This window comes from Nocardiopsis nanhaiensis (assembly GCF_054778635.1).
In genome coordinates, this window is record NZ_BAAGZJ010000032.1 from 12,554 (window position 1) to 33,303 (window position 20,750).

At 68.6% G+C, this 20,750-nt stretch carries 13 protein-coding genes; 6 read left to right on the forward strand and 7 right to left on the reverse strand.

Going from position 1 to position 20,750, the window contains the following annotated elements; genetic code table 11:
- Positions 1-123: 123 nt before the first annotated feature.
- Complete coding sequence (locus ACYVD1_RS16840; protein ID WP_460773309.1) at positions 124-558, reverse strand: transposase; 435 nt, start codon at positions 556-558, stop codon at positions 124-126.
- Between the two features lie 339 nt (positions 559-897).
- Here ACYVD1_RS16840 and ACYVD1_RS16845 point away from each other — a divergent pair, with 339 nt between their 5' ends.
- Positions 898-3,237, forward strand: coding sequence for an AAA family ATPase (locus tag ACYVD1_RS16845; RefSeq protein ID WP_460773312.1), 2,340 nt, complete (start codon positions 898-900; stop codon positions 3,235-3,237).
- Positions 3,238-3,304: 67 nt separating this feature from the next.
- Here ACYVD1_RS16845 and pglW read toward each other — a convergent pair whose 3' ends face one another.
- Positions 3,305-7,588 (reverse strand): BREX system serine/threonine kinase PglW, encoded by a 4,284-nt coding sequence (gene pglW / locus ACYVD1_RS16850; RefSeq protein ID WP_460773315.1) that lies wholly within the window; start codon positions 7,586-7,588, stop codon positions 3,305-3,307.
- Positions 7,589-7,805: 217 nt separating this feature from the next.
- The gene (locus ACYVD1_RS16855) at positions 7,806-8,009 is read right to left on the reverse strand and encodes a hypothetical protein (RefSeq protein ID WP_460745940.1); all 204 of its coding nucleotides are present in this window, start codon (positions 8,007-8,009) and stop codon (positions 7,806-7,808) included.
- Positions 8,010-8,254: 245 nt separating this feature from the next.
- Between ACYVD1_RS16855 and pglX the strand changes: the two genes are divergently transcribed.
- Positions 8,255-11,797 carry a BREX-2 system adenine-specific DNA-methyltransferase PglX gene (gene pglX, locus ACYVD1_RS16860; protein WP_460773317.1) on the forward strand — a complete coding sequence of 1,181 codons (3,543 nt, stop codon included), beginning with the start codon at positions 8,255-8,257 and terminating at the stop codon, positions 11,795-11,797.
- 107 nt (positions 11,798-11,904) lie between these two features.
- Positions 11,905-12,030, forward strand: coding sequence for a hypothetical protein (locus ACYVD1_RS16865; protein WP_460773319.1), 126 nt, complete (start codon positions 11,905-11,907; stop codon positions 12,028-12,030).
- A 155-nt stretch (positions 12,031-12,185) separates the two neighbouring features.
- Here the strand turns inward: ACYVD1_RS16865 and ACYVD1_RS16870 are convergent, their stop codons facing one another.
- From ACYVD1_RS16870 to ACYVD1_RS16885, 4 genes are all read right to left on the reverse strand, one after another.
- A complete protein-coding gene (locus ACYVD1_RS16870; protein ID WP_460773323.1) occupies positions 12,186-13,070 on the reverse strand; it encodes an oxygenase MpaB family protein in 885 nt (294 codons plus the stop codon).
- A gap of 47 nt (positions 13,071-13,117) precedes the next feature.
- On the reverse strand, positions 13,118-14,074 hold the full coding sequence (locus ACYVD1_RS16875) for a type IV toxin-antitoxin system AbiEi family antitoxin domain-containing protein (RefSeq protein WP_460773327.1): 957 nt from the start codon (positions 14,072-14,074) through the stop codon (positions 13,118-13,120).
- A gap of 203 nt (positions 14,075-14,277) precedes the next feature.
- Positions 14,278-16,089, reverse strand: coding sequence for an AMP-binding protein (locus tag ACYVD1_RS16880; RefSeq protein WP_460773330.1), 1,812 nt, complete (start codon positions 16,087-16,089; stop codon positions 14,278-14,280).
- Positions 16,082-16,864 (reverse strand): IclR family transcriptional regulator, encoded by a 783-nt coding sequence (locus ACYVD1_RS16885; protein ID WP_460773333.1) that lies wholly within the window; start codon positions 16,862-16,864, stop codon positions 16,082-16,084. The genes ACYVD1_RS16880 and ACYVD1_RS16885 overlap by 8 nt, the downstream gene beginning before the upstream one ends.
- A gap of 168 nt (positions 16,865-17,032) precedes the next feature.
- Here ACYVD1_RS16885 and ACYVD1_RS16890 point away from each other — a divergent pair, with 168 nt between their 5' ends.
- From ACYVD1_RS16890 to ACYVD1_RS16900, 3 genes are read left to right on the forward strand one after another with little or no spacing between them, the layout of a single operon-like run.
- Positions 17,033-17,872 carry an ABC transporter ATP-binding protein gene (locus ACYVD1_RS16890; RefSeq protein ID WP_460773336.1) on the forward strand — a complete coding sequence of 280 codons (840 nt, stop codon included), beginning with the start codon at positions 17,033-17,035 and terminating at the stop codon, positions 17,870-17,872.
- Positions 17,869-19,872, forward strand: coding sequence for an AMP-binding protein (locus ACYVD1_RS16895; protein WP_460773339.1), 2,004 nt, complete (start codon positions 17,869-17,871; stop codon positions 19,870-19,872). Before ACYVD1_RS16890 ends, ACYVD1_RS16895 begins: the two co-directional genes overlap by 4 nt.
- Before the next feature lie 2 nt (positions 19,873-19,874).
- On the forward strand, positions 19,875-20,747 hold the full coding sequence (locus ACYVD1_RS16900; RefSeq protein WP_460773342.1) for a branched-chain amino acid ABC transporter permease: 873 nt from the start codon (positions 19,875-19,877) through the stop codon (positions 20,745-20,747).
- Positions 20,748-20,750 lie beyond the last annotated feature (3 nt).

Genomic DNA, 20,750 nt, shown 5'->3' on the forward strand with positions numbered 1-20,750 from the left:
GCTTCCGTTCCTCTGTTCCCGCCCCCAGACCCTGTCGCCGAGCTTTGGTTTTCGGGGGTCGAGACTGGTAAGAGCCGTAGATCGAGTGATCTATGTATTCCGTGGCTTTCGCCGCCATGATCACTATTTGTGGTCGCTGGGGGCGTAGTGGTTCCAGATCCCTCCGGCCTCGGCAACGACTCGGGGAGTGGTCTTGTCGTGGAACCCCAGCGCCCGGGCAATCACCGGTGCGGGGGCCTGGAGCACGAGTTGGCGCAGCGCGGAAGTGCGCACCGCTGTTCCGGGGATGCCGATGTCGCGGATCAGGTCGGCGACCTGGGCGCGTAGGCGCTGGTTTTCATCTTCCAGGCTCTCGGTAGCGGGAACCGTGCCGGGGCGGGTGGTCTTGGCGGGTGTGGAGGTGTGTGTCGAGCGTTGGTCGTCGTCAGCGCGGATCCAGTTGCGCAGGGTCTCGCGGTTGATGCCGAGCTCATCGGCGATGTGCGCGATGGTCACACCGGGACGGGACCGGTATAGGGCGACAGCATCGGCTTTGAACTCGGGTGGGTAGTGCTTCATGACCATGGTGTGGACTCCTCCTCGTGTTTCCAGTGTGGGAGATGTCCACTACTCAGGGGGAAGGTCCGTAACCAGCCGCAGATCCAACGTGGGGTGCCGCTTCCTGCAGGAGCGGCACCCCACGCATATCCGGGCCTCGGGGTCCGAGCTTCATCGGGCGGAGCGGGAGCTGACCAATCGCTGAGGCGCCGGGACTGCTGAGCACTGCTCAGGGATGGTTCACACCTGCTTCAGGGAACCCCCGCCTCAAGCCATCCCAACTCACAGAAAACCCTCACAAACCCTGACTCACTGTGGGAATCTAAAACCCCTTGCACATCGGCGTCGAGGACCCTCTCCGTGATCAAGCGCATCACTCATGTCAAGAACTTTCGCTGCTACCAGGGCTGGAAGCAGCACCCCCACGCCATCGACTTCGAGAGACTGAACGTCATCTACGCGCCGAACGGCACGGGGAAGAGCACTCTGGCCACGCTGCTCAGCGGGGTTCCGGAGGACACCGAGTGGTCACACGGGTTGGAGTTGCTCATCCAGTCCGACAGCAGCGAGAAACCGGAGGCGGTCGCTGACCCCGGACACTGGATCTGGGATGACGTGTGCGTCTTCGGCGCCGAGTACATCCGGAAGAGCCTGAGGTTCGACTCACTGGACGCCGAGACAGGCGCCCCGGCGCTGATGTACTTCGGCGAACCGAGCATCGAGCAGAAGCAACTGCGTGAGCAGACCCTGGAACGCATCCAGGTACTGACCACACGGAGCAAAGACCTGCAGAAGCAGTACAACAAGGCCGACAGCGGACGCAAGAGAACCCTCCGCGAGGTGGGGACGAGGGCGGTGAACGAGCTCTCCTCCTTCAACCCCCGGTTCAGGAGGGGCTTTGACGCACGCCACGTCGAACCGGCCCTGCGTGAAGCACTCACCCCGCTGGATGAGCTGGCACGGTTCACGGAACAGGACCGCACCCTGCTCGTGAGCCAGGCGTGGAAACCGGTTCCAGAGCTCACCGACCCCGGTCTGACCACTCAGGATCTCTGGGAACGGGTCAACGAGGTGCGCGGGCGTACCGTGACCTCGAACGTGATCGAGGAGCTGACCGGCAACCACTCACACTCCACATGGGTACAGACCGGGCTCGCGCTGCACGAGGGTCTCGATACCTGCCTGTTCTGCGACTCGACCATCGAGAGCGCTCGGGTCCGCCGTTTGGAGGAGCACTTCGACGAGGGCTACACCCGCCTCGAAGCGGAGATCACGGCGCTGCGCGAGCGCATTGCCCGCCTGCGCCGCCAGGCCGAGCGCATCATCAACGATCTTCCGCCGAATATGCAGTTCTTCGAACATCTGCAGGGCTACTACGAGCGCGCGGTCAAGCAGGTGCGTGGGAACATCCAGGAGTTTCTCCTCCTCCTGGACCAGCTCGCGGGAGGCCTTGACGAGAAGAAGGGATCGATGTTCCTCCCGCTCGCCCCGCTGGGCGCGGAAGCCCTGGGATCCCTGGATCTCAGTGCGGTCAGCAGCCTGATCGACGAGCACAACGAAGGGGTCGGTAATCAGGACCGCGACCGTGCTCAGGCAGCCGAACGCCGCTTCCACCAGATGCTGTACGACATCAAGGGCACCTGGCAGCAGTACTGCAACGAGCAGGCTTCATTCAGCGAGCAGCTCACAGCTTGCGAGAACGAACTCAACGAGTGCAAGGAAGTGCTCAAGGACACACCCGTCGAGGGCGAGAATCCTGAACACTTCCTCTCGACACTCAACGCCGACATCGCCCGTCTGCTCAGGCGCGAAGAACTGAGCTTCGCCCACGTCGACGGCAACTACCAGGTCCTGCGGGACGGCAAGCCTGCGCGGCACCTGAGCGAAGGGGAGAAGACGGCGATCGCACTCCTCTACTTCCTCAAGAGCTTGGAAGAGAAGGATCGCGTACTGGCACGCACCATCGTCGTGGTGGACGACCCGGTCTCCAGCCTGGACGACGACCTGATGAAGGCGGTCCACTCCACCCTGATCACCCGCCTGGATCCTGGGGTCCTGTGTCGGCAGCTCTTCGTGCTCACGCACAGCACCACCTTCCTCCGTTGCTGGCGGGACTCCCTGACCGCCGGAAAACGGGAGAAGTGGGCAGAGAAGGGCACGCTGCACATCATGAAGTCGAGGCGCACTCCGGATCCACGCGACACGAGTCGCAGTGTCCGGGTTCCCGTCCTGGATCCGATCGAGCTGGACGGCCCCCAACTCAACGCCCTCAGCACCGAGTACGCACTCGTCTTCCACCGCGCGGCGCGGGACCTGTTGGCGTCGCTCAAGTCGACGTCGGTGGGCGACGACGTCCAGCTGGCTACCTCCACTCCCAATTACGCGCGCAAGATCCTCGAGCACTTCTTCCAGTACAGGTACCCCAAGCAGGGGGAGGATGTGACGGCTGGGCTCAATGAGGCGCTCAAGGACGAGAGGAACCAGCTCGATTCCCTCCGTCGGGACCGGTTGAAGGCGTACGTGCACAACAACTCGCACCGCAGCCCCAAAGGAGGCGACTGGCAGCTTCTTGACCAGGAGCGAAGGGACGCTCTCGTCGACGTGTTCGCCCTGATCCAGCAGCTGGACCCGGCGCACTTCGACGGGATGTGCGCCAGGTTGGGCCTTACCGACGACCTTGCACTGCTAACTGGACGGTGAGCCAGTGCCCGGCAGGCCATCGCGCTACCCCTGCTGATGCTCCGATCAGCAGAGGTAGCGCGGACCCTCAGCTCACCAGCGTCGCCTCCGGGGCACTGAAGCCCCTCGGAAGCAACACCTGCTCCGAATCGGCGATGATGCCCGCGGGGTGACCGTCCAAGGTAGCCGGGGCCTGAGGGCCGCGCATGGGGCAGAGAATCCACAGGCCATACGGGGCGCGGTTGGCCTCGCGGGCCTCCTGGATGAGGCGGCCGAGCAGGGCGCGGCCCGCGTCGTAGCGGGCCAGGGGCGTCGCCCGGTAGAGCACGACCACGCCCTGGCCGGTGGGTGAGTCCGCGCTCGCGGTGCGGATCCGGTCGCCCAGGTGCTGGAACACCTCCTGGAGCAGGGTCTCGAAGGGTCGGGGCCGGGGCTGGCTGTTGTCGGCTTTGGCCAGGTGATCCCAGGTCAGGCCTCGACCCTTGGCGTCCATGACCTCGTCCACGACCCGGACGAACTCGGTGGACACGTCGAAGGGCACCGCGCCCGGCACGCGGGTGAGCATCTGGGCGGAGCGCTCGGTGTCGGGCAGCCAGGTCTTGAGCGCGCGGTAACCGCCCCGCTGGACGGCTTGTTCCAGGCGCTGCCAGGCCTGCAGGGAGGCGGTGTCCACCTGGTCGGGTGCGCTGTGGTGCCCGGTGTGGGTGGACGGTTGGTAGGTGGTGAACTCCGGTTCCAGGTACCAGCAGACGGTGTCGTTGACCCTCTCCTCACGGAGTTTGGGGTGCCTGCTCTTGAGCAGGGCGTACAGCTGTTTTCGGCTCGGTTCGGGAAGGGCCGGGAACCGGGACCGGACGCGGTCGCGGATCTGTTCCGGCGTGATCCCGGGTTTGCCCAGGTACCCGATGGCCTGCGTGATGCGCAGGGCCCGCTCCAGGTCGAGATCGACCGGGTACAGCTCAAGGCGCGGGGTCGCTTCGGCCCGCTCGGAGGCAGCGGCGGCCAACTGCACCAGGTCCGTGTCGGAGAACTTCTTCATGCCCTCCGGTGCCTCCGCACCGCGCAGGACCTCGCGGACCGTGCGGGGGCCGGGCAGGGCGTCGGATCCGTCGAGCGCGACCAGTTCATCGGCGCGCTCCCCGAGCGCTTCGGCGTAGTCGAACAGGTCGCCCTCCACCGGAACGAGGGGGTCGTTGTCGATGACCTGGGCGACCATCACCCTGCGGGGGTAACGCCGCGCCACGAAGCGCTGTTCGCTGCGTTGCTCCTCGAACTCCACCACCGCGCGCACCGTGGCGAGGGCGTACACCGAACGCTCCTCGGTCTCCAGGGTGGAACCCCGTGTGGCCAGAAGCTCGGAGGCGATCTGTCGCACTTCCCGGAGCCGGTTGTTGTCGTCGAGGATCTCCACCACGTCGTCACGGACCGAGCCGAGCAGGGACGCGTTCTTCCCCCAGTAGGCGAAGGCCTCCTGGAGCGCTTCCTCCACCCGCTCCGCGGGCAGCTCCAAGCGTCGGGCAATCTCGCGACGGGTGGGCCACCAGTCCAGGAAGCCCTGCCTGCCCTCGGGCATGCCGAGCAACTCGCGCGCCACCCGGACCCACCAACGGTTGGCGTCGGTGGTGTTGGGCAGCAGCTGCCGGATCACCTGGTCGAGCAGAGCGTTGCGCTTGACCTTGTCGTCTGCGCCACTGGGCAGTTTGGCCTTGGCCGGAACGGCGTACTCGGCCACGTCCAGGTGCTTGCGCCAGTACGCGGTGGCGCTGCTCAGCTCGTTGCGGATGCTGCGGGTACTGCCCCGCATGTGCGTGATGCTGCGCACCGGTTTACGGAGGAGCTGCCCCACGGTCTCGCAGCGCAGGATCCGTTGGGCGGTGTCCACCGCGAGCGGGGTGAGCCCGGACAGGTGGAGGGGGGTGTCCACCGTGGCGCTTTCCTGGTTACGCCGACGGGTCTTCTCGTCCTCCACCGGGCTCTCGGCCGCCGACTTAGCGAGGAAGGATGCCTGCCAGGCGGTGCGCATCTCCGCGAGCGTCGCGAAGCGCTCTTCGCTACGTCGGTGCAGAGACCTGTGAAAGAAGCTCACCAGGGCGTCCCGGCTCTGCTTGGGAAACGCCTCCTCGGCCAGGCGGGGAACCTGCACGTCCTCCGCGAGGAATTCTGGGTCTATGCCCTCCTCATCCCAGACGGGAAGCTCACCGGTGACCATCTCGTGGAGCGTGACGGCCAGCGCGTAACGTTCGGCGAACTCGTCGTAGGGGCGCTTCTCACCTAGGAAGGGGTCCAGGTATCCGCGGGTACCCGACGAGGTGTGGGTCAGCGGCGCCCTGGCAAGGGAGAAGTCGAAGAGCATCAGGCTCCGTGCCTGTTTGGGGATCTCCCGCACCCCCAGGTTGGCGGGCTTGATGTCCCGGTGCAGAATCTCCTTCTCACCCAGGTATTCGAAGATCTCGAACAGGTGGCGGCCGAAGGCGTCGAGTTCGCCGCTGGTGAGCGCGCCCTCCTTCCCGAGGAACTCCGCGAGCGTCTGCTGGCCGGCCCGTTGCAGGACCAGAACAGTGCGTTCCCCGATCTCCTGGAGCCCGGGGTCCGCGTCCTTCTCCGCGCTGTCCATGGAGACGATGCGCGGGTGGGAACCCACGGCGCGCAGAGTTTGCGCTTCGCTGCGCAGAGCGGCGGCTGCCGCGTCGGTGTTCAGCGCCACCTTGTAGACGACCTCGCGCCCGGTGCGCTCGTTACGCATGAGCAGGGCCCGGGAGGTGGCCCCCTTACCGAGTACCTCACGGACCTCCCAACCCGGGGTGATCTCGTCGCCGGTTCGGGCCACCAGGGGATCGGTGGTGACCTCGGGCAGGGTCAGGCGCTCCTCGACCTCGTCGAGCATGCGCAGGAAGGCCTGCACGGTCGCCAACCGGTCGTTGGGGGAACGCTGAGTGGACTCGCGCACCAGCGTGTCCAGCTGCGGCACGATGTCGTCACTCACCGCTGCGGGGGTGAGGCAGCCGTGCTCCTGGATGGCCTGGCTCAGCTCAGCCCGGTTCCGGGCCGGTGGGCGGCCCGTGAAGACGAGATAGGTGAGAGCGCCGAGTCCGAACAGGTCCTGAGCCGCCGCCCGGCCGGCGAAGTCGGGAAACTCCGGAGCCAGGTAGACCTCTGCCGCCCTCTCCACGTGCGCGGCCAGGGCGCGCTTGCCCAGCGCCGACTCCAGGTGCTCGGTGGCTCCGCCACTGGAACTGACGTGGGAGGTGCGGTTGCCGCGCAGACGCAGGCTCTCCCGGGCGGCCACCTGCCAGTCGGCGATGTACAGGCGGGGGTAGTTGCCGTCCATCTCCACCCACACGCTGCGGGCGGCTAAGGCGCGGTGGTAGAGCCGGTTGCGGTGGGCGTGGTTGACGGCCTCCGCCAGCTGGCGGACCATCACCATCCGGGTGTCGACGTCCAGTCCTTCACCGTGTTCGGCGATGAAGTGGTCGAGACGCTGCCAGGACTTGTGGTGCCGGAACGCGATGGCGGGCCCGAGATCGGCGCCGCCCTCGTCGATGAGCCCGAAGTACTCGGCTTTGACGATGCCTTCGTGGGAGATGCCCTCCAGGGACATGTACTCACGCTTGGCGGCGCGTTCCACCGAGCGGAGTTCGTCCTCGGAGGGGTTCTCGCCGTAGTGGAACAGGCGCACGCGGCTCATACCGCCGAGCCTCTGGTGTTCGGCCTTGAAGTCGGTCCAGGTGGGACCGCTGTCGAAGGAGCGCTTCTCCAGGGTGTACTCACCCAGTTGCAGAGCCCGGTCCATCGGCATGATGCCGATCTTCTCCATGAGGCGGGTGACGTGGCGCAGGAACCTCGGGTCGACCCGGCTGTGAGGAGTGTCGATCAGCCCATCAGACACTCCGGGCAGGCCGGTCTGCTTCTCCAGGCCGTTGCGCCCGTAGACATTGGCCTTCTGGACCTCGTCGAAGGCACACCGCAGGCCAGGGTCGGAGAGGAATACCCCGGCCTCAATGAACGGAACCTGGACATCGAGGCCGAGTTCCTGCGCCGCCCACCGGAGACGGTTCTTGAGCTCCTTGGCCTTGAGGTCGGTCAGGTGCAGGGGGTTGCTGAAGGTCCGGCGACGCCCGTTGCGATCGGTGAAGGTCCAGTCGGATCCTCGGTTGGTGGCCCGCCCGGGGTGGCTCTTGATCTCCACCAGGTAGGCGCCGGTGGGGGTGACGGCGAAGAGGTCGCACTCACGGATGCGCTGGTTGCGGGCGGTGAAGGTGAACCCTGCCCAGGCGCGGTAGTTCCCGGTCGTCGGGAACTTCTCCCGGATGTGCTCCAGTGCGGCCTGCTCCCAGGGGAACTCCGAGGGTTTGCCCCACCATCGGTTCGCCATCCGGCCGCTCCCTCTCCCGTTTTCTACCTGTCCGACTGCCCACCCAGCATAGAGGTGGCCGACGACACCGATTGCTGGCTGCTGGGGAACCGGGTGGATGGAGGGAGGAGGGCTGGCGGGAGCGCGGATGGCAGTGGGCGGGATGGTGCATGTGCCGACAGCGGATCTCAGGGGCCGACCGGTCCGGGGCCGCCTGTCCCGGACCCCGTATCCGGCATCACCCGAGCACGGAGAAGACGAAAGCCGCCACCGCGGTAACCGCGACCACCGTGGCCGGGACGGCCGTCCCGGCCAACCGGATGGCCGCGGACCACGGCTTGCCGTCCTCTCGGGTGACCAGAGCTGCGGCCAGGGCGACTACCAGGCTCAGTAGAGCGATAACGGCGAAGAAGGCGAGAACCACGAGAACGTGGGAGGTCATGGGCGGAAGGCCCCTTTCTTGGGGGGTAACGGAACGTCACGGGCAGGGGCACGGTGCGGTCCGCGGAGCTGGGCGGGACACAGTCGCGGTGTCGGACGGTCCCAATGTAGCGGCCAATCTCAGCACCCACAAATAATTAAAGCACTCATGATGTAGATTATGCTGAGATCCGAGGCCGAGGACCACCCCACGGCGGCATATTCGCGACCATGAACAGGACACATCCACCATCGAGAAGGCAGGGCATGGCTTACGCGTCACTCTTGAGAGAGCTCCGCTCACTTACGCTCCACGTCCTCGACGACTTCCGAGGAACCGTCTCGGCCTCCTCGACGGCGTGGCGCGACATCGAGTGCGCCGCCGCCATGTGGGCCCTCGCCCCGACGTTCGTCACTTTCTGTGAGCAAGAAGGGCTCGTGGACACCACAGTGCTGGGTCTGGGCGAGCCCTCTGACCCGGGCCCCACGCACGGATCGGGCCCCACGGAGGAAGCGGGCGTTTCGGACAACCGCCGTCCGCACGAAGATCCAGTACACACACTCGAACAGGCGATGGACAGCATGGTTCGGGAACACCCCGTCTTGGGCCCCGCCTTCTCCCCCGACACCGGATCGTGGCGAACGTACCGACCGAGTGCGGCGGTCGCCCACCGCTTGCTGACCTACCTCCGAGGGGACGGCCGCGCGGCCATGAAGGAGGCCACCAAGGCCCACGCCTCAGGCTCAAGCGAGGAATCGAACACCGAGCTCTTCGGGGGGCTGTACCAGGAACTGTCGGAAACCGCGCGCAAGATGGACGCCCTGCTCACCACCCCGGGCTTCGTCATCGACGAGATCCTGCGCCAGACGCTGGACCCGGCGTTGGAGGAGGCCGCGCCCGTCACCGAGCACGGGATCCGGTTCATCGACCCCGCATGCGGCTCCGGCGGCTTCCTACTGAAAGCTCTGCACCGGGTGTTCGACCAGGTCCGCGCCGAGGACCCCGGACTCTCCCCGGACAGGGCGGTCGAGATCGCCCTCTCCTGTGTCCACGGAGCCGACCGGAACCCGATCGCGGTCATGGTCAGCCGGTTCCGGCTGGCGGTGGAAGCTCTTCGGCTCTCCGGAGGCGTCGGTCGGGCCGAAGAGGCGAACTGGCGGGTGATCGTGGTCGAGGCGGATTCCCTCCTTGCGGGCGAGCGTGCCCCCTCCTCGGCGGACCTCTTCGCGCCAACACCCACCCGGCCGCCGTCTCCCTGGCCTGCGAGTGCCAAGGAGTCACACGTGCTCGCACGTTCCTCCTACGACGTCGTGGCCGCCAACCCCCCCTACAACGTCCCCCGGGACAAGGAGCAAGCCTTGGCCTACCGTGACGCCTACCCGAGCGCGCGGTCCGGGCTCTTCGCAATGACGGTGCCCTTCACCGAATGCGCTTTCTCGCTCACCTGCTGGGACGGCCGCGTGGGCCTGTTGCTATCGAGCTCTTTCGCCCGGCGGGAGTTCGGCAAGCGCTTGATCGAGGACTTCCTGCCCACCGTGAGGCTGGACCGCATCATCGACACCTCAGGGGCCTACATACCGGGGCACGGAACACCAACTCTCATCCTCACCGGACGCAACCGAAGGCCCACCCCGGAATCCACGGTCACCGTGGTCGCTGGCCTGCGCGGCGAGCCCACCCTTCCCGCCGAACCCGAGCACGGCAAGGTGTGGACCTCGATCCGGGGGCGACTGGCACGCGTTCCCAGCGAGGACCCGTGGACCGTCTCACAGGAACGGCCATTGGCGGACTACCGCTCGCACCCGTGGCAACTCACCTCTCCGTCCACCGAGACGCTCTTCCGATCGCTGCGTTCACCACGGACCCTGGGCGACCAGGTACAGCGCATCGGGTACGTCGCCAGCACGGGCGCCGACGACCTGTTCACGGCTTCCCCGGCGTCAATGCACCGCTGGGGAGGCGAGGACTCGGCGACCATCGACATCATCACCGGTTCCGAGGTCCGCGACTGGCAGGCCCGGAGTGAACAGGTCGCATTCTTCCCACGCGACCGGACCGATCGTTCCAGGCTCGTGGACATCGACGATCTGCCGGGGCACCGGAGGCGGCTGTGGCCTTACCGGACACCGCTCGAAGACCGCCTCCGCACCACTGGCAAAGCCTGGTACGACTGGCATCAGCTGACGGCCAACCAGGACGCGTCTCCGTGGTCGATCATCTTTCCCTGGGTGGCGTCCCACCCGCACTTCGCCCTCAGGAAGGCCGACAACGCCCCGTTGAACTCGGCTCCCGTCATCGAGCTGCCGTTGTCCGTGTCCGAGGAGGACGTGCTCGGTCTCCTCGGCGCACTCAACAGCTCCGTCGCGTGCTTCTGGTTGAAGCAGGTCAGCAACGCCAAGGGGAACCCCAGGGAAGGGCAGCTCAGGTCGGGTGACACCTGGGACACCATCTACGAGTTCACCGCCACCCGGATGAGAGACCTGCCCCTGCCTAGCCAGACCGATACGGAGCTGCCCCGCAGGCTCGACGCCTTGGCGTGCCAACTGCAGGAAATAAGCGCTCAAGTCGCTGACTCCGCCTCTGTACCCGCAGGTGATCGGATCGCCCAGCTGGGGCGGGAGTGGAACGACACCCTCAGGCGCATGGTGCTGCTGCAAGAGGAACTGGACTGGCGCCTGTACGAGGCGTACGGGCTCGTCTCCGCGGAAAGCCCCACTCATGTGTCCCCCGGGGCACTCCCCGACGGGATCGACCTGGGCCACCGCGCATTCGAGATCGCCCTAGCCCACAGGATCGCGGACGGAGAAGAGGAAAACGACTGGTTCGCCAGACACGCCGCGACTCCAGTGACAGAACCTCCCGCGCACTGGAGCGCGGAGTACCGCCACGCCGTTACAGAGCGCGTAGCGGCTCTGGAGTCCACTCCTGCCCTGAAAATCCTGGAACGGCCGGACTTCAAACACCGCTGGACCACCCCCTCCTGGGAGCGAGTCTGGCGCCCAGTCGTCACGTCCTGGCTGCTGGACCGCTGCGAGCGCCGGGAACTCTGGTACACGCAGGAGGCGGACGGCACCGAACGGCCGACCAGCCGCACCCTCGCCGAACTGATCGCCCTCCTCGAGGACGACCCAGGGGTCACCGCGGCGGCGGAAGTTCTCAACCCGGAATCCTCCCTCAGAGAGCTGGTGCCCGAACTGCTGGCCCCGGAGCACGTCCCCTTTCTCCCCGCGCTCCGCTTCCGTCCCAAAGGGCTTGAGAAGCACGCGAAATGGAAGCAGCACTGGGCAGAGCGGTGGCGAGCGGAGCACCCCGCGGTCTCAGGGGACACAACAGAGGGAACGTCAGAGAGCCAGGTGACTCCCACACCGCGGAAGTTCACGTCCGCCGATTTCCTGAGGAGTTCCTACTGGGCCAACCGCGGCAAGTTCGATATGCCGAACGAGCGGTTCATCTCCTACCCCTCCGGCACCTCATCCCGGCTCTCACCCACGAGCGTTGTCGGCTGGGCAGGCTGGGACGCTACCGAGCGCGCTGAAGTCCTGGTGGACATCATCGACAGACACCTGGCTCCCCCCGCCGCCCCGACCGAGGCCGTCATCCCCCTGCTCGCGGGACTGGCCGAGGTGCTGCCCTGGACCGATCGAGTCGCGGCGGGTATCGGTCCGGTGTCCGCTCGGGGTGGCTCCGCCAAGCTCCGAAGTCGATTCGAGGAGTTCCTGGCCGGGCTGGATCTGACGGAGGAAGAGCTGGCCTCGTGGGCTCCCCCCGCCCCCCGGCGGGGTCGCCCGCCGAAAAGAGCAACAGGCTGAAGTGCCTCGGAGCACACAACCCCGCAGGCTCGCACCACCACACGCCCACCTACGTCGGCGCCTTATCCTCCCCCGGGGGGTGAGGCGCCGACGCTGAGTACCCCTACGTGGCACGCGACACCGGCCCCGGCCTGACCGAGTACGGGCTGACCGTGACGGGCGAGAGCGAGCACCGCGTATGGCTGCGCGATCCGGCCGGACCCAACTGGGTCCACCAGCACACCCGAGCATGAGTGCTCAAGAAGTGCCCGAATGTCACACGGAGCGAGAAAACACCGTCCCCCGGGGGTGGAGGCCCCCGACGGGCGGGGTCGTGTCCGCGGGACATGGCACACACATCCGTTCTCTCGGTGACGCGGGCCGTCGCGACGCCGCCCGTGGTGCGGCGTCAGTGCTTCGGTCTGTTCGCCGCCATCGCCCACCGGACTCCGCGGACCACGGTGTGGCCGGCCACAGGGCCGATAACGGAGCCCAGACCGGCAGGATCAATGAGGGCGAGCTCGCGCCGCGCCCACGGCGGAAGCTCGGCGACGGCACCGGCCGCCAGAGCCGCGTAGGCGGGACGGACGGCGGCTGGCAGGGGCGGGCGGCGCAGCAGGAAACGGGCCGTGTCCCGGGCCTCCGGGGTTCCTTTCAGCTCGGGCCGGTACGCCGACAGCCACGCATGTAGCTCGGCCATGTCACGCGGCGGGTCGACCACGCCCAGGGCCTCGGCGACCCGGGCGGTGTCGGCCACGTAGGCATCGCGCTCGGCCCGGTCCAGGGGCTGCTTGCCGTAGCGCTGGTGGCACTGGAGGAAACTCTCCACCTCGGCGACGTGCACCCAGCCGAGCAGGTGCGGATCGTCGGCGCGGTAGTCGCGCCCGTCGGGTGTAGTGCCGTGTACGCGGGCGTGCACCCCGCGCACCCGTTCGACGGCTCGGGTGGCGTCGGCGTCGGCGCCGTAGGTGGTCACGGCCATGAAGGTACTGGTGCGCTGCAGTCGGCCCCACGGGTCGCCGCGATAGCCGGAGTGGGCGTCGACCGCCGCCATGGCCAGGGGGTGCAGGGACTGGAAGAGCAGCGCGCGCAGCCCGCCGACGAACATCGCCGCGTCACCGTGCACGCGCCGGATCGGACGGTCGGGCCCGAACCAGCGCGGCCCCGGAGCATTGTGGATGCGGTCGCGGTTGGCCGGTCCCTGGGGCCCGGCCACGCGGGCGAACAGCCACGCGCCCACCCGGGCGCGCGGCGACTGCGCGGCCGGTTCTCCCGTGGCGGTGGAGTCGCTCATAGCTCCAGTATGCAGTCGGCCGTGCGGCCCCACCGGTCCGTCCCCCATCAGACACCGGTAGTGCGCCCTCCCCCCGCCACCAGCGCCAGGATGTACTCCGGCCTGTGCAGATCCGCCCATGTGAAGCGGACGATACGCACCCCGGGGTAGAGCCACTGCAGCGCGTTCTGCCGCTCCCGGTCCCCGGCCAGAGCACGCGGGGTGCTGTGCGGCCCGATCCCGTCCGCCTCCCCGATGAGCCGGGGCCCCTCCCACCAGAAGTCCACCACCGCGACCGTCCTACCGTCGGAGTCCGTGAAACGGCGCTGGAGTTCGTCAGGTGGCAACCCTCCGTCCCGGCAAACCAGGCGGATCCGGGTCTCCAGCGGGCTCTGCGACCTCCCGTCGGCCAACCCCCACCACCGGCGCACGTCCACACACCCCCGGCGTCCCTGCAGCGCATCGTTGAGGGCCACGACCTCCTGTTTCCTGAGTAGGCCCTGGTTGAGAGCGGAGTCCATCAGGCACACGGCGGTGTCTCGGTCCAGCCCCGGCAGGGTGTCGCGCAGGGTCCGCCCGGGATCGGTAACACGCACCCCGCCGCCGACCACGGTGGTCTCCTCCGGCCGCACGTCCCATCCGTGCAGCTTCACCCCCGCCAGTCGCCGCTGCACCCTCAACTCCGGGACAGCCATGTGCACCTCACGCCCGCCCCACCGCTCCAGCCCCCGCATCCCCCACAGCCTCGCGGCAGTCCGCCCGGCCGCACAGGCGGGCGGCCCCAGCGCGAGCTGGGCGACCATGACCACACAGCGCAGCCGGTCAGGGCTGCGCTTCTCCGGGATGAGGGACCGCACGACGTAGACCCCGCGGTGCGGACGCAACCACTCCCCCTGCCGGACCAGCCGCCGCAGGTCGTTCTTGGCGAGCCCGCACCGCCGGGCCTGCGCTGAGGTAAGGACGCCGTACTGACCGATCGCGGTCGCGGCGGCTGCCGCCATGGGACTCTGAGGCGTAGGACTCATACCTTCAACTATCCGCGCACGCCCGGGCAGCTGCCAGAGCGTGCGCGCGCCTGTGGATAAGCGGTCGAACGCCCCCGTGACCCCCCACTCTGGAGTCACTCTCACCCGTCTCGATGACTCCAAGGCGGGGGCTCGCCGCGCCCCGGGGCGCGGCCACCCCGGACCCGTATCCGGCCGGTTACCCGACCTCCGCCCTTACACGCCTACCCGCTCTCCGCCCGGGCGACGGCCACGATCCGGTCCCAGGACAGCCGGGACGGTTCCCTGCCGACGTCGGACAGCAGCGCGGCCAGCGCCTCCCGGCGCTGCGCGGTCGACAGCTCCGTCCCGAACCGGTCCACGAAGCACAGGGCGCGGGGGCGGGCCAGGCCTCCCAGGACCTCGCGGACCGCGTCCAGCAGGTCGCGGGCCAGCTCAGGTTCACCCGTGACGTCCGGGACCAGGACCACGGCGGCGGCGAGGGAGCGGCCCAGGTGGGCGGTGCTGCGTTCGCACACTTCGGCATCGGCCACGAAGGGATGCGTCCTCAGCACGTCACGCACTTCGGTGAGTGAGACCAGCTGCCCGGACACGCTGGTCACCTCGTCGATCCGGCCGTGGAAGGTCAGTACCGGTACACCCGCGTCGTCGGCTTCCCGGTGGCTGACGATGTCCCCGGTGGCGTACACCCCGGGGTAGCGGTGCCAGTGCCGGGCGGCGTCCTCGGCCCCGGCCCCCTCCAGGGACTGGAGTATCCCCGCCCACGGGCGGGTGAGCACCAGTTCGCCGCGGGTGCCGGGGGTGACGGCACGCGCGTCCTCGTCGACGATCCGCAGCCCGGGGTCGGGGATCCGGGCGGGGTCGACGGGCCTGTCCAGGCGCACGATCCCGTTCAGCTCGGCCTGGCCCCACCCGTCGGCCACCTCAAGGGAGCCCGAACCGATCCGGTCGTGCAGCCAGGCGGTGAGCTCCGCCTCGATGGGTTCGCCCAGGGTGACGATGCGCCGCAGCGAGGGCATCGGCCGGTCCTCGGCTTCGCGGTGCGTCCAGCCGCGCAGGCGGCGCATCACCGACGGCGAGGTCACCATGGTGCGGACCCCGTAGCGGGCCGCGATCTCCCACGTCCGGTTGCGGTCGGGTACGTCCAGGGTGCCCTCGAACATCACCGCGGTGTCGCCCCAGATCAGCGGGCCGTAGACGCCGTGCACCTGGGTGCCGAGCCAGGCGATGTCGCCCGCGCACCAGTACACGCCGCCGCCGGAGAGTCCGTAGCGGTGCAGGGCCGAGGCGGCCGCCAGGACGTTGGCGGTCGCGTGCACCGCCGAGACCGGACGGCCGCGGCGGTTGGCCAGCGGGGTCGTCAGCAGCGGGTGCTCGGCGGGCAGGGCGTCGGGCGACGCGGGTTCGCCGGCGGGGTCCGCGGAGGACATGGCCACGTGCCACCAGCGGTCCCCGGCGTACCAGGCGACGTCCGCCCCGGTGCGCCGGACCACGATGGTCTGCTCCACCCCGCCCACCGCGGCCAGGGCGTCGTCGGCGCGCGCCTTCAGCGGCAGGATGGTGCCGTGGCGCCAGGCGCCGTCCTGGGTGATCAGCAGCCGGGGGTGGAAGTCGGCCAGGCGCTCGGCCAGGGCCTCGGCCGGTAGCGGGGTGGGCAGGATGCTGTGCACGGCGCCGAGGCGGGCGCAGGCGAACACGGCCACGACGGTTTCCGGGAGCCAGCCCAGGTGCAGCGCCACCCGGTCCCCTTCGCCGATGCCCAGCCCGCGCAGCACGGCGGCGAAGGAGCGGACCTGGGTGCGCAGCTCGGCGTAGGTGAGTTCGCGGCGGTCCCCCGGTTCGCCCTCCCACAGCACCGCGGCCCGCTGTCCGTCGTGCTCGGCGTGCCGGTCGACGCAGTTGGTGGCGAGGTTGAGGCGGCCGCCGGTGAACCACTGGCCATGGGGTTCGCTGGGGGTGTGCAGCGCGTTCCACGGGGTGTCCCAGGTGAGATCCGCCGCGGCCCGGGTCCAGCGGTCGGCCCAGTCCTCAACCATGGCTCAGTGTCCTCCCCGCGGCGGTGGCGGCCTGGTACAGGTGGCGCGCCAGCTCCTGGACCCGCTTCTCGGGCAGGTCGGCGTCGCAGGTCAGGGCGAGCGCGGCGGCGGAGCGGTCGGCTGGGCCGGGCACGCCGACGGCGAGCTCGGCCGAGTCCGGCTGCGGCAGTACGGCCGGGCCGGAACCGGCGCCGGACACGTACAGGTAGGGGGCCTGGCGCCAGGTCTCTTGTTCCTTGTTGGCGGCCTCGCGCAGCTCCGGGTCGGCCGTCTCCAGCGCCTGGGCCCAGACGGCTTCTTCGGCGTTGGCCGCGAGGACCCGTCCCGCGGCGGTGGCGAGCGCGGGAAGCACACGGTGCGCGTCGCGGTAGATGCCGCCGTCGGGGGCGTCCACGCGGTCCACGTAGGTGGCGCTGCCCCGCACCAGCAGCGCGACCTGGACGGTGCAGCCGGTGGCGTCGCGCAGTGGCACCAGGTAGGGGGCGAGCGCGTTGAGGACCGGCAGGCGCCCTAAATAGCTCTCGGAGAGCCGGGTTACGCCGGCCCCCAGCCCGTAGCGGGAGGAGCGCGGGTCCTGCTCGACGAGGTCGGCGGCCACGAGGGAGCGCAGGAGCCGGTGCACCGTGGCCACCGACAGTCCGGAGTCCGCGGAGAGGTCGTTGAGGTACTGGTAGGGCGGTCCCGAGCTCAGCAGGTCCAGCAGTACGACGGCGTTGCGGACGGTCCCCAGTGTTCCACGGGCGTCCGGTAGGGCCGACGGGGTCGACTCTGCCACCTGCTTCCCCCTCCACTGCTCCGCACTTTTCGAATAAAACGCAGCGGAAGCTTACCAGAGACCCTCACATTCCAGATACGACCTATTGCTTTGCACATAGTGGAAACGTAGTGTGTTGCCCCTCACATCGGGCGGACATGTTCCTGATCCGCAGGGAGGCGATAACCGGTGATCCCCCGTGCCTACCGACACGACCTGAACGGCAGTCAGCTCACCGCGGGCGAGACCGTGCTGGAGTGTGCCGACCTGTCGTTGCGCTTCGGCGGCGTCCAGGCCCTCGACGCGGTCTCCCTGGAGGTGGTCCAGGGCCGCATCCACTCGGTGATCGGTCCCAACGGCGCCGGCAAGAGCAGTCTCCTCAACTGCGTGAGCGGGCTCTACCGGCCCCAGCAGGGCAGCATCAAGCTGCGCACCCCCAAGGGCGACCACGAACTCGCCAACAAGCCCCCGCACCGGATCGCCCGCCTGGGTGTCGCCCGGTCGTTCCAGAACATCGAGCTGTTCGAGCACCTCACCGTGCTGGAGAACCTGATGCTGGGCCGCCACATCCACATGTCCACCGCCCTGCTGCCGGCGCTGGTGTGGTTCGGTCCCGCGCGCCGGGCCGAGATCGCGCACCGGGAACTGGTCGAGGAGGTCATCGACCTGCTCGACATCCAGGAGGTGCGCAACACCCCGGTGGGCGCGCTCGCCTACGGCATCCAGAAACGCACCGAGCTGGGCCGCGCGCTGTGCATGCAGCCGGGACTCCTGCTCCTCGACGAACCCATGGCCGGCATGAACGCCGAGGAGAAGGAGGACATGGCCCGGTTCATCCTCGACGTGCACGAGCTGGCCGGCCTCACCGTGGTCCTCATCGAGCACGACATGAACGTGGTCATGGACATCTCCCACCGGGTCACGGTGCTGGACTTCGGCAAGGTCATCGCCGACGGCCCGCCGGACGGGGTCAAGCAGGACCCCGACGTCATCGCGGCCTACCTCGGAACCGCGGCGGTACAGGAATGAACGAGGACACTCTGGTGAGCACGGACACCGCCGCCGACGGCAACAGCGCGGCCGATACCACCTTTCCCCGGCTGCTGGCCGAACGCGCCCGCGAGACCCCGGACGCCGTGGCGCTCCAGGAGAAGCGCTACGGCATCTGGCAGACCCTGACCTGGCGGGAGTACCAGCAGCGGGTCCGGGACCTGGCGCACGGCCTGGCGTCCCTGGACGTGGAGGCGGGTGAGATCGTCGCCGTGATCGGCGACAACCGCCCGGAGTGGCTGATCGCCGAACTGGCCGCGCAGTCGATCGGCGCGGCGGTCGTGGGCGTCTACCCCACCAGCATCGGCGAGGAGGTCCTGCACGTCCTCAGTACCGCCGAGGTCCGCGTCGTCATCGCCGAGGACCAGGAACAGGTCGACAAGCTCCTCGAACTCAAGCAGCAGCTCCCGCACCTGACCACGGCCGTCTACTACGACCCGCACGGCCTCGAGCGCTACACCGAGTCCTGGCTGCGGGAGTTCACCGAGGTGGAGCGGGCCGGCCGGGAATGGGAGCAGGAAAACCCCGGCTGGCTGGACGGGCGCGTGGCCGCGGCCAGCCCGCACGACATCGCGGTCATCTGCACGACCTCGGGCACCACGTCCCGGCCCAAGCTCGGCGAGCTCTCCCACCGCAACCTGCTCGCCATGGCCGCGAACCTCACCGCGGTGGACCCCATCACCGCCCGGTACCGCTACGTGTCGTTCCTACCGCTGGCCTGGATCGGCGAGCAGATGCTGGCGGTGGCCTGCGGGCTGTCCACCGGGATGGCGCTGTCCTTCCCGGAGGAGGCCGGAACCCAGCGCAGCGACCTGCGGGAGATCGGCCCCGACGTGATGTTCAGCCCGCCGCGGATCTGGGAGTCGATGCTCTCGGAGGTCCAGGTCCGCATCGACGAGGCGGGCTGGCTCAAGCGGAAGGTGTTCGGCTGGGGCTACCGGGTCGGTGAGCGCACCGCCCAGCTGCGGACCCGCGGACGCAAACCCGGACTGGCGGGCCGCGTGTTGCACTTCATCGCCGACGCGGTCGCCCTGCGCCCCGTACGCGACCAGCTCGGCCTGGCCCGGATCCGCCGCTGCTACACCGGCGGCGCTCCCCTGGGCCCGGACGTGTTCGGGTTCTTCCACACCATCGGGGTCAACCTCAAACAGATCTACGGCCAGACCGAGATCTGCGGCATCGCGGTGGTGCACAGGGACGACGACGTCCGGTTCAACACCGTGGGGGTGCCCATCACGGGCACCGAGGTGAGTATCGGCGACGACGGCGAGATCCTGCTCCGCTCGGACTCGGTGTTCCGCGGCTACTACCGCAGGCCCGAAGCCACCGCCGAGGCGGTCACCCCCGAGGGCTGGCTGCGCACCGGTGACGCCGGCTACCTCGACGACAACGACCACCTCGTGGTGATCGACCGCGCCTCCGACGTGCTCAAGGCCAACGACGGCACCCAGTTCTCCAGCGCCTTCATCGAGAACAAGATCAAGTTCTCCCCGTTCGTGGAGGAGGCCGTCGCCGTGGGCTCCCCCGACCGCTCGGGGATCTCCGCCATCATCACCATCGACCCCACCACGGTGGGCTCCTGGGCCGAGCACGCGCACCTCTCCTACACCACCTACACCGACCTCGCGCAGCGCGGCGAGGTGTACCGGCTCATCGCCGAGGAGGTGTACCGCGGCAACACCGACCTGAGCGAAAGCGTCCAGGTGCGCCGCTTCGTGCTGCTGCACAAGCAGTTCGACCCGGACGACGACGAGATCACCCGCACCCGGAAGGTACGCCGCTCGGTCATCGCCGAACGGTACGCGGAGGTGCTCGACGCCCTCGATACCGGGGCCGAGACCGCACGGGTCACCAACACCGTCACCTACCAGGACGGCACCAACGTGAAGCGGGAGATCGACCTGCGGGTCTTCGACATGTCCGTTTTCGAACTGCCGGACGGGTACCGCCGCCGGCCGATCTGGACGGGACGGCGCTGAGCATGACCACCTTCGTGACACTGACCGCCTACGGGCTCGCCGACGGCGCGGTGCTCGCCCTCGCCGCCCTCGGCTTCGTGCTGATCTACAAGGCCACCGCCGTCATCAACTTCGCCCAAGGCGAGTTCCTCCTCGTCGGCGCCTACACCTTCTACACCTCGTTCGTGCTGTTCGGGCTCCCGATCACCGTGGCGGTGCTCAACGGGGTGGCGATCGCGATCGTCCTCGGCCTCCTCGTGGAGCGCTTCGTCCTGCGCCCGCTGGTCGGACGCAGCGCCATCAGCGTCATCATGGTGACGATCGGACTCTCCTCGGTCCTCACCGGGGTCATGCAGCTGATCTTCGGGACCGAGGCCCGTTCCATGGCCCCGGTGCTGCCCCGCGGCACGGTGGAGGTGCTGGGAGCCTCGCTCCCCCTGCACCGGCTGCTGGTCGTGGTGGTCGCCGCCGCCGTGCTGACCGCGTTCACCCTGTTCTTCCGCTACACCCGGCACGGGGTGGCGATGCGCGCGGTGGCAGACGACCAGCAGGCCGCGCTGACCATGGGGATCTCGGTACGGCGGGTCTTCGCCATGGCGTGGGCGCTGGCCGCGGTGAGCGCGCTCATCGCCGGTGTACTGCTGGCCGACATCACCGCGGTGGACCCGCACATCGCCACCTTCGGCCTGCTGGTGTTCCCCGTGGTGATCCTGGGCGGACTCGACTCGGTACCCGGAACCATCATCGGCGGGCTCACCATCGGGCTCATCAAGATGTACACCTTCGGCTACCTGGACCCGGGGCTCGCCGACGTCGTGCCCTACATCGTGTTGGTGCTGGTCCTCCTGGTCCGCCCGTACGGCCTGTTCGGCGAGAAACGAATAGAGAGGGTCTGAGGC

Bases quoted from the DNA above. Each gene is read 5' to 3' on its own strand.
- ACYVD1_RS16870 (WP_460773323.1), bottom strand. From the start codon at position 13,070: ATGAGCGACTCCACCGCCACGGGAGAACCGGCCGCGCAGTCGCCGCGC.
- ACYVD1_RS16900 (WP_460773342.1), top strand. From the start codon at position 19,875: ATGACCACCTTCGTGACACTGACCGCCTACGGGCTCGCCGACGGCGCG.
- ACYVD1_RS16875 (WP_460773327.1), bottom strand. From the start codon at position 14,074: ATGAGTCCTACGCCTCAGAGTCCCATGGCGGCAGCCGCCGCGACCGCG.
- ACYVD1_RS16855 (WP_460745940.1), bottom strand. From the start codon at position 8,009: ATGACCTCCCACGTTCTCGTGGTTCTCGCCTTCTTCGCCGTTATCGCT.
- ACYVD1_RS16840 (WP_460773309.1), bottom strand. From the start codon at position 558: ATGAAGCACTACCCACCCGAGTTCAAAGCCGATGCTGTCGCCCTATAC.
- ACYVD1_RS16880 (WP_460773330.1), bottom strand. From the start codon at position 16,089: ATGGTTGAGGACTGGGCCGACCGCTGGACCCGGGCCGCGGCGGATCTC.
- ACYVD1_RS16895 (WP_460773339.1), top strand. From the start codon at position 17,869: ATGAACGAGGACACTCTGGTGAGCACGGACACCGCCGCCGACGGCAAC.
- pglW (WP_460773315.1), bottom strand. From the start codon at position 7,588: ATGGCGAACCGATGGTGGGGCAAACCCTCGGAGTTCCCCTGGGAGCAG.
- pglX (WP_460773317.1), top strand. From the start codon at position 8,255: ATGGCTTACGCGTCACTCTTGAGAGAGCTCCGCTCACTTACGCTCCAC.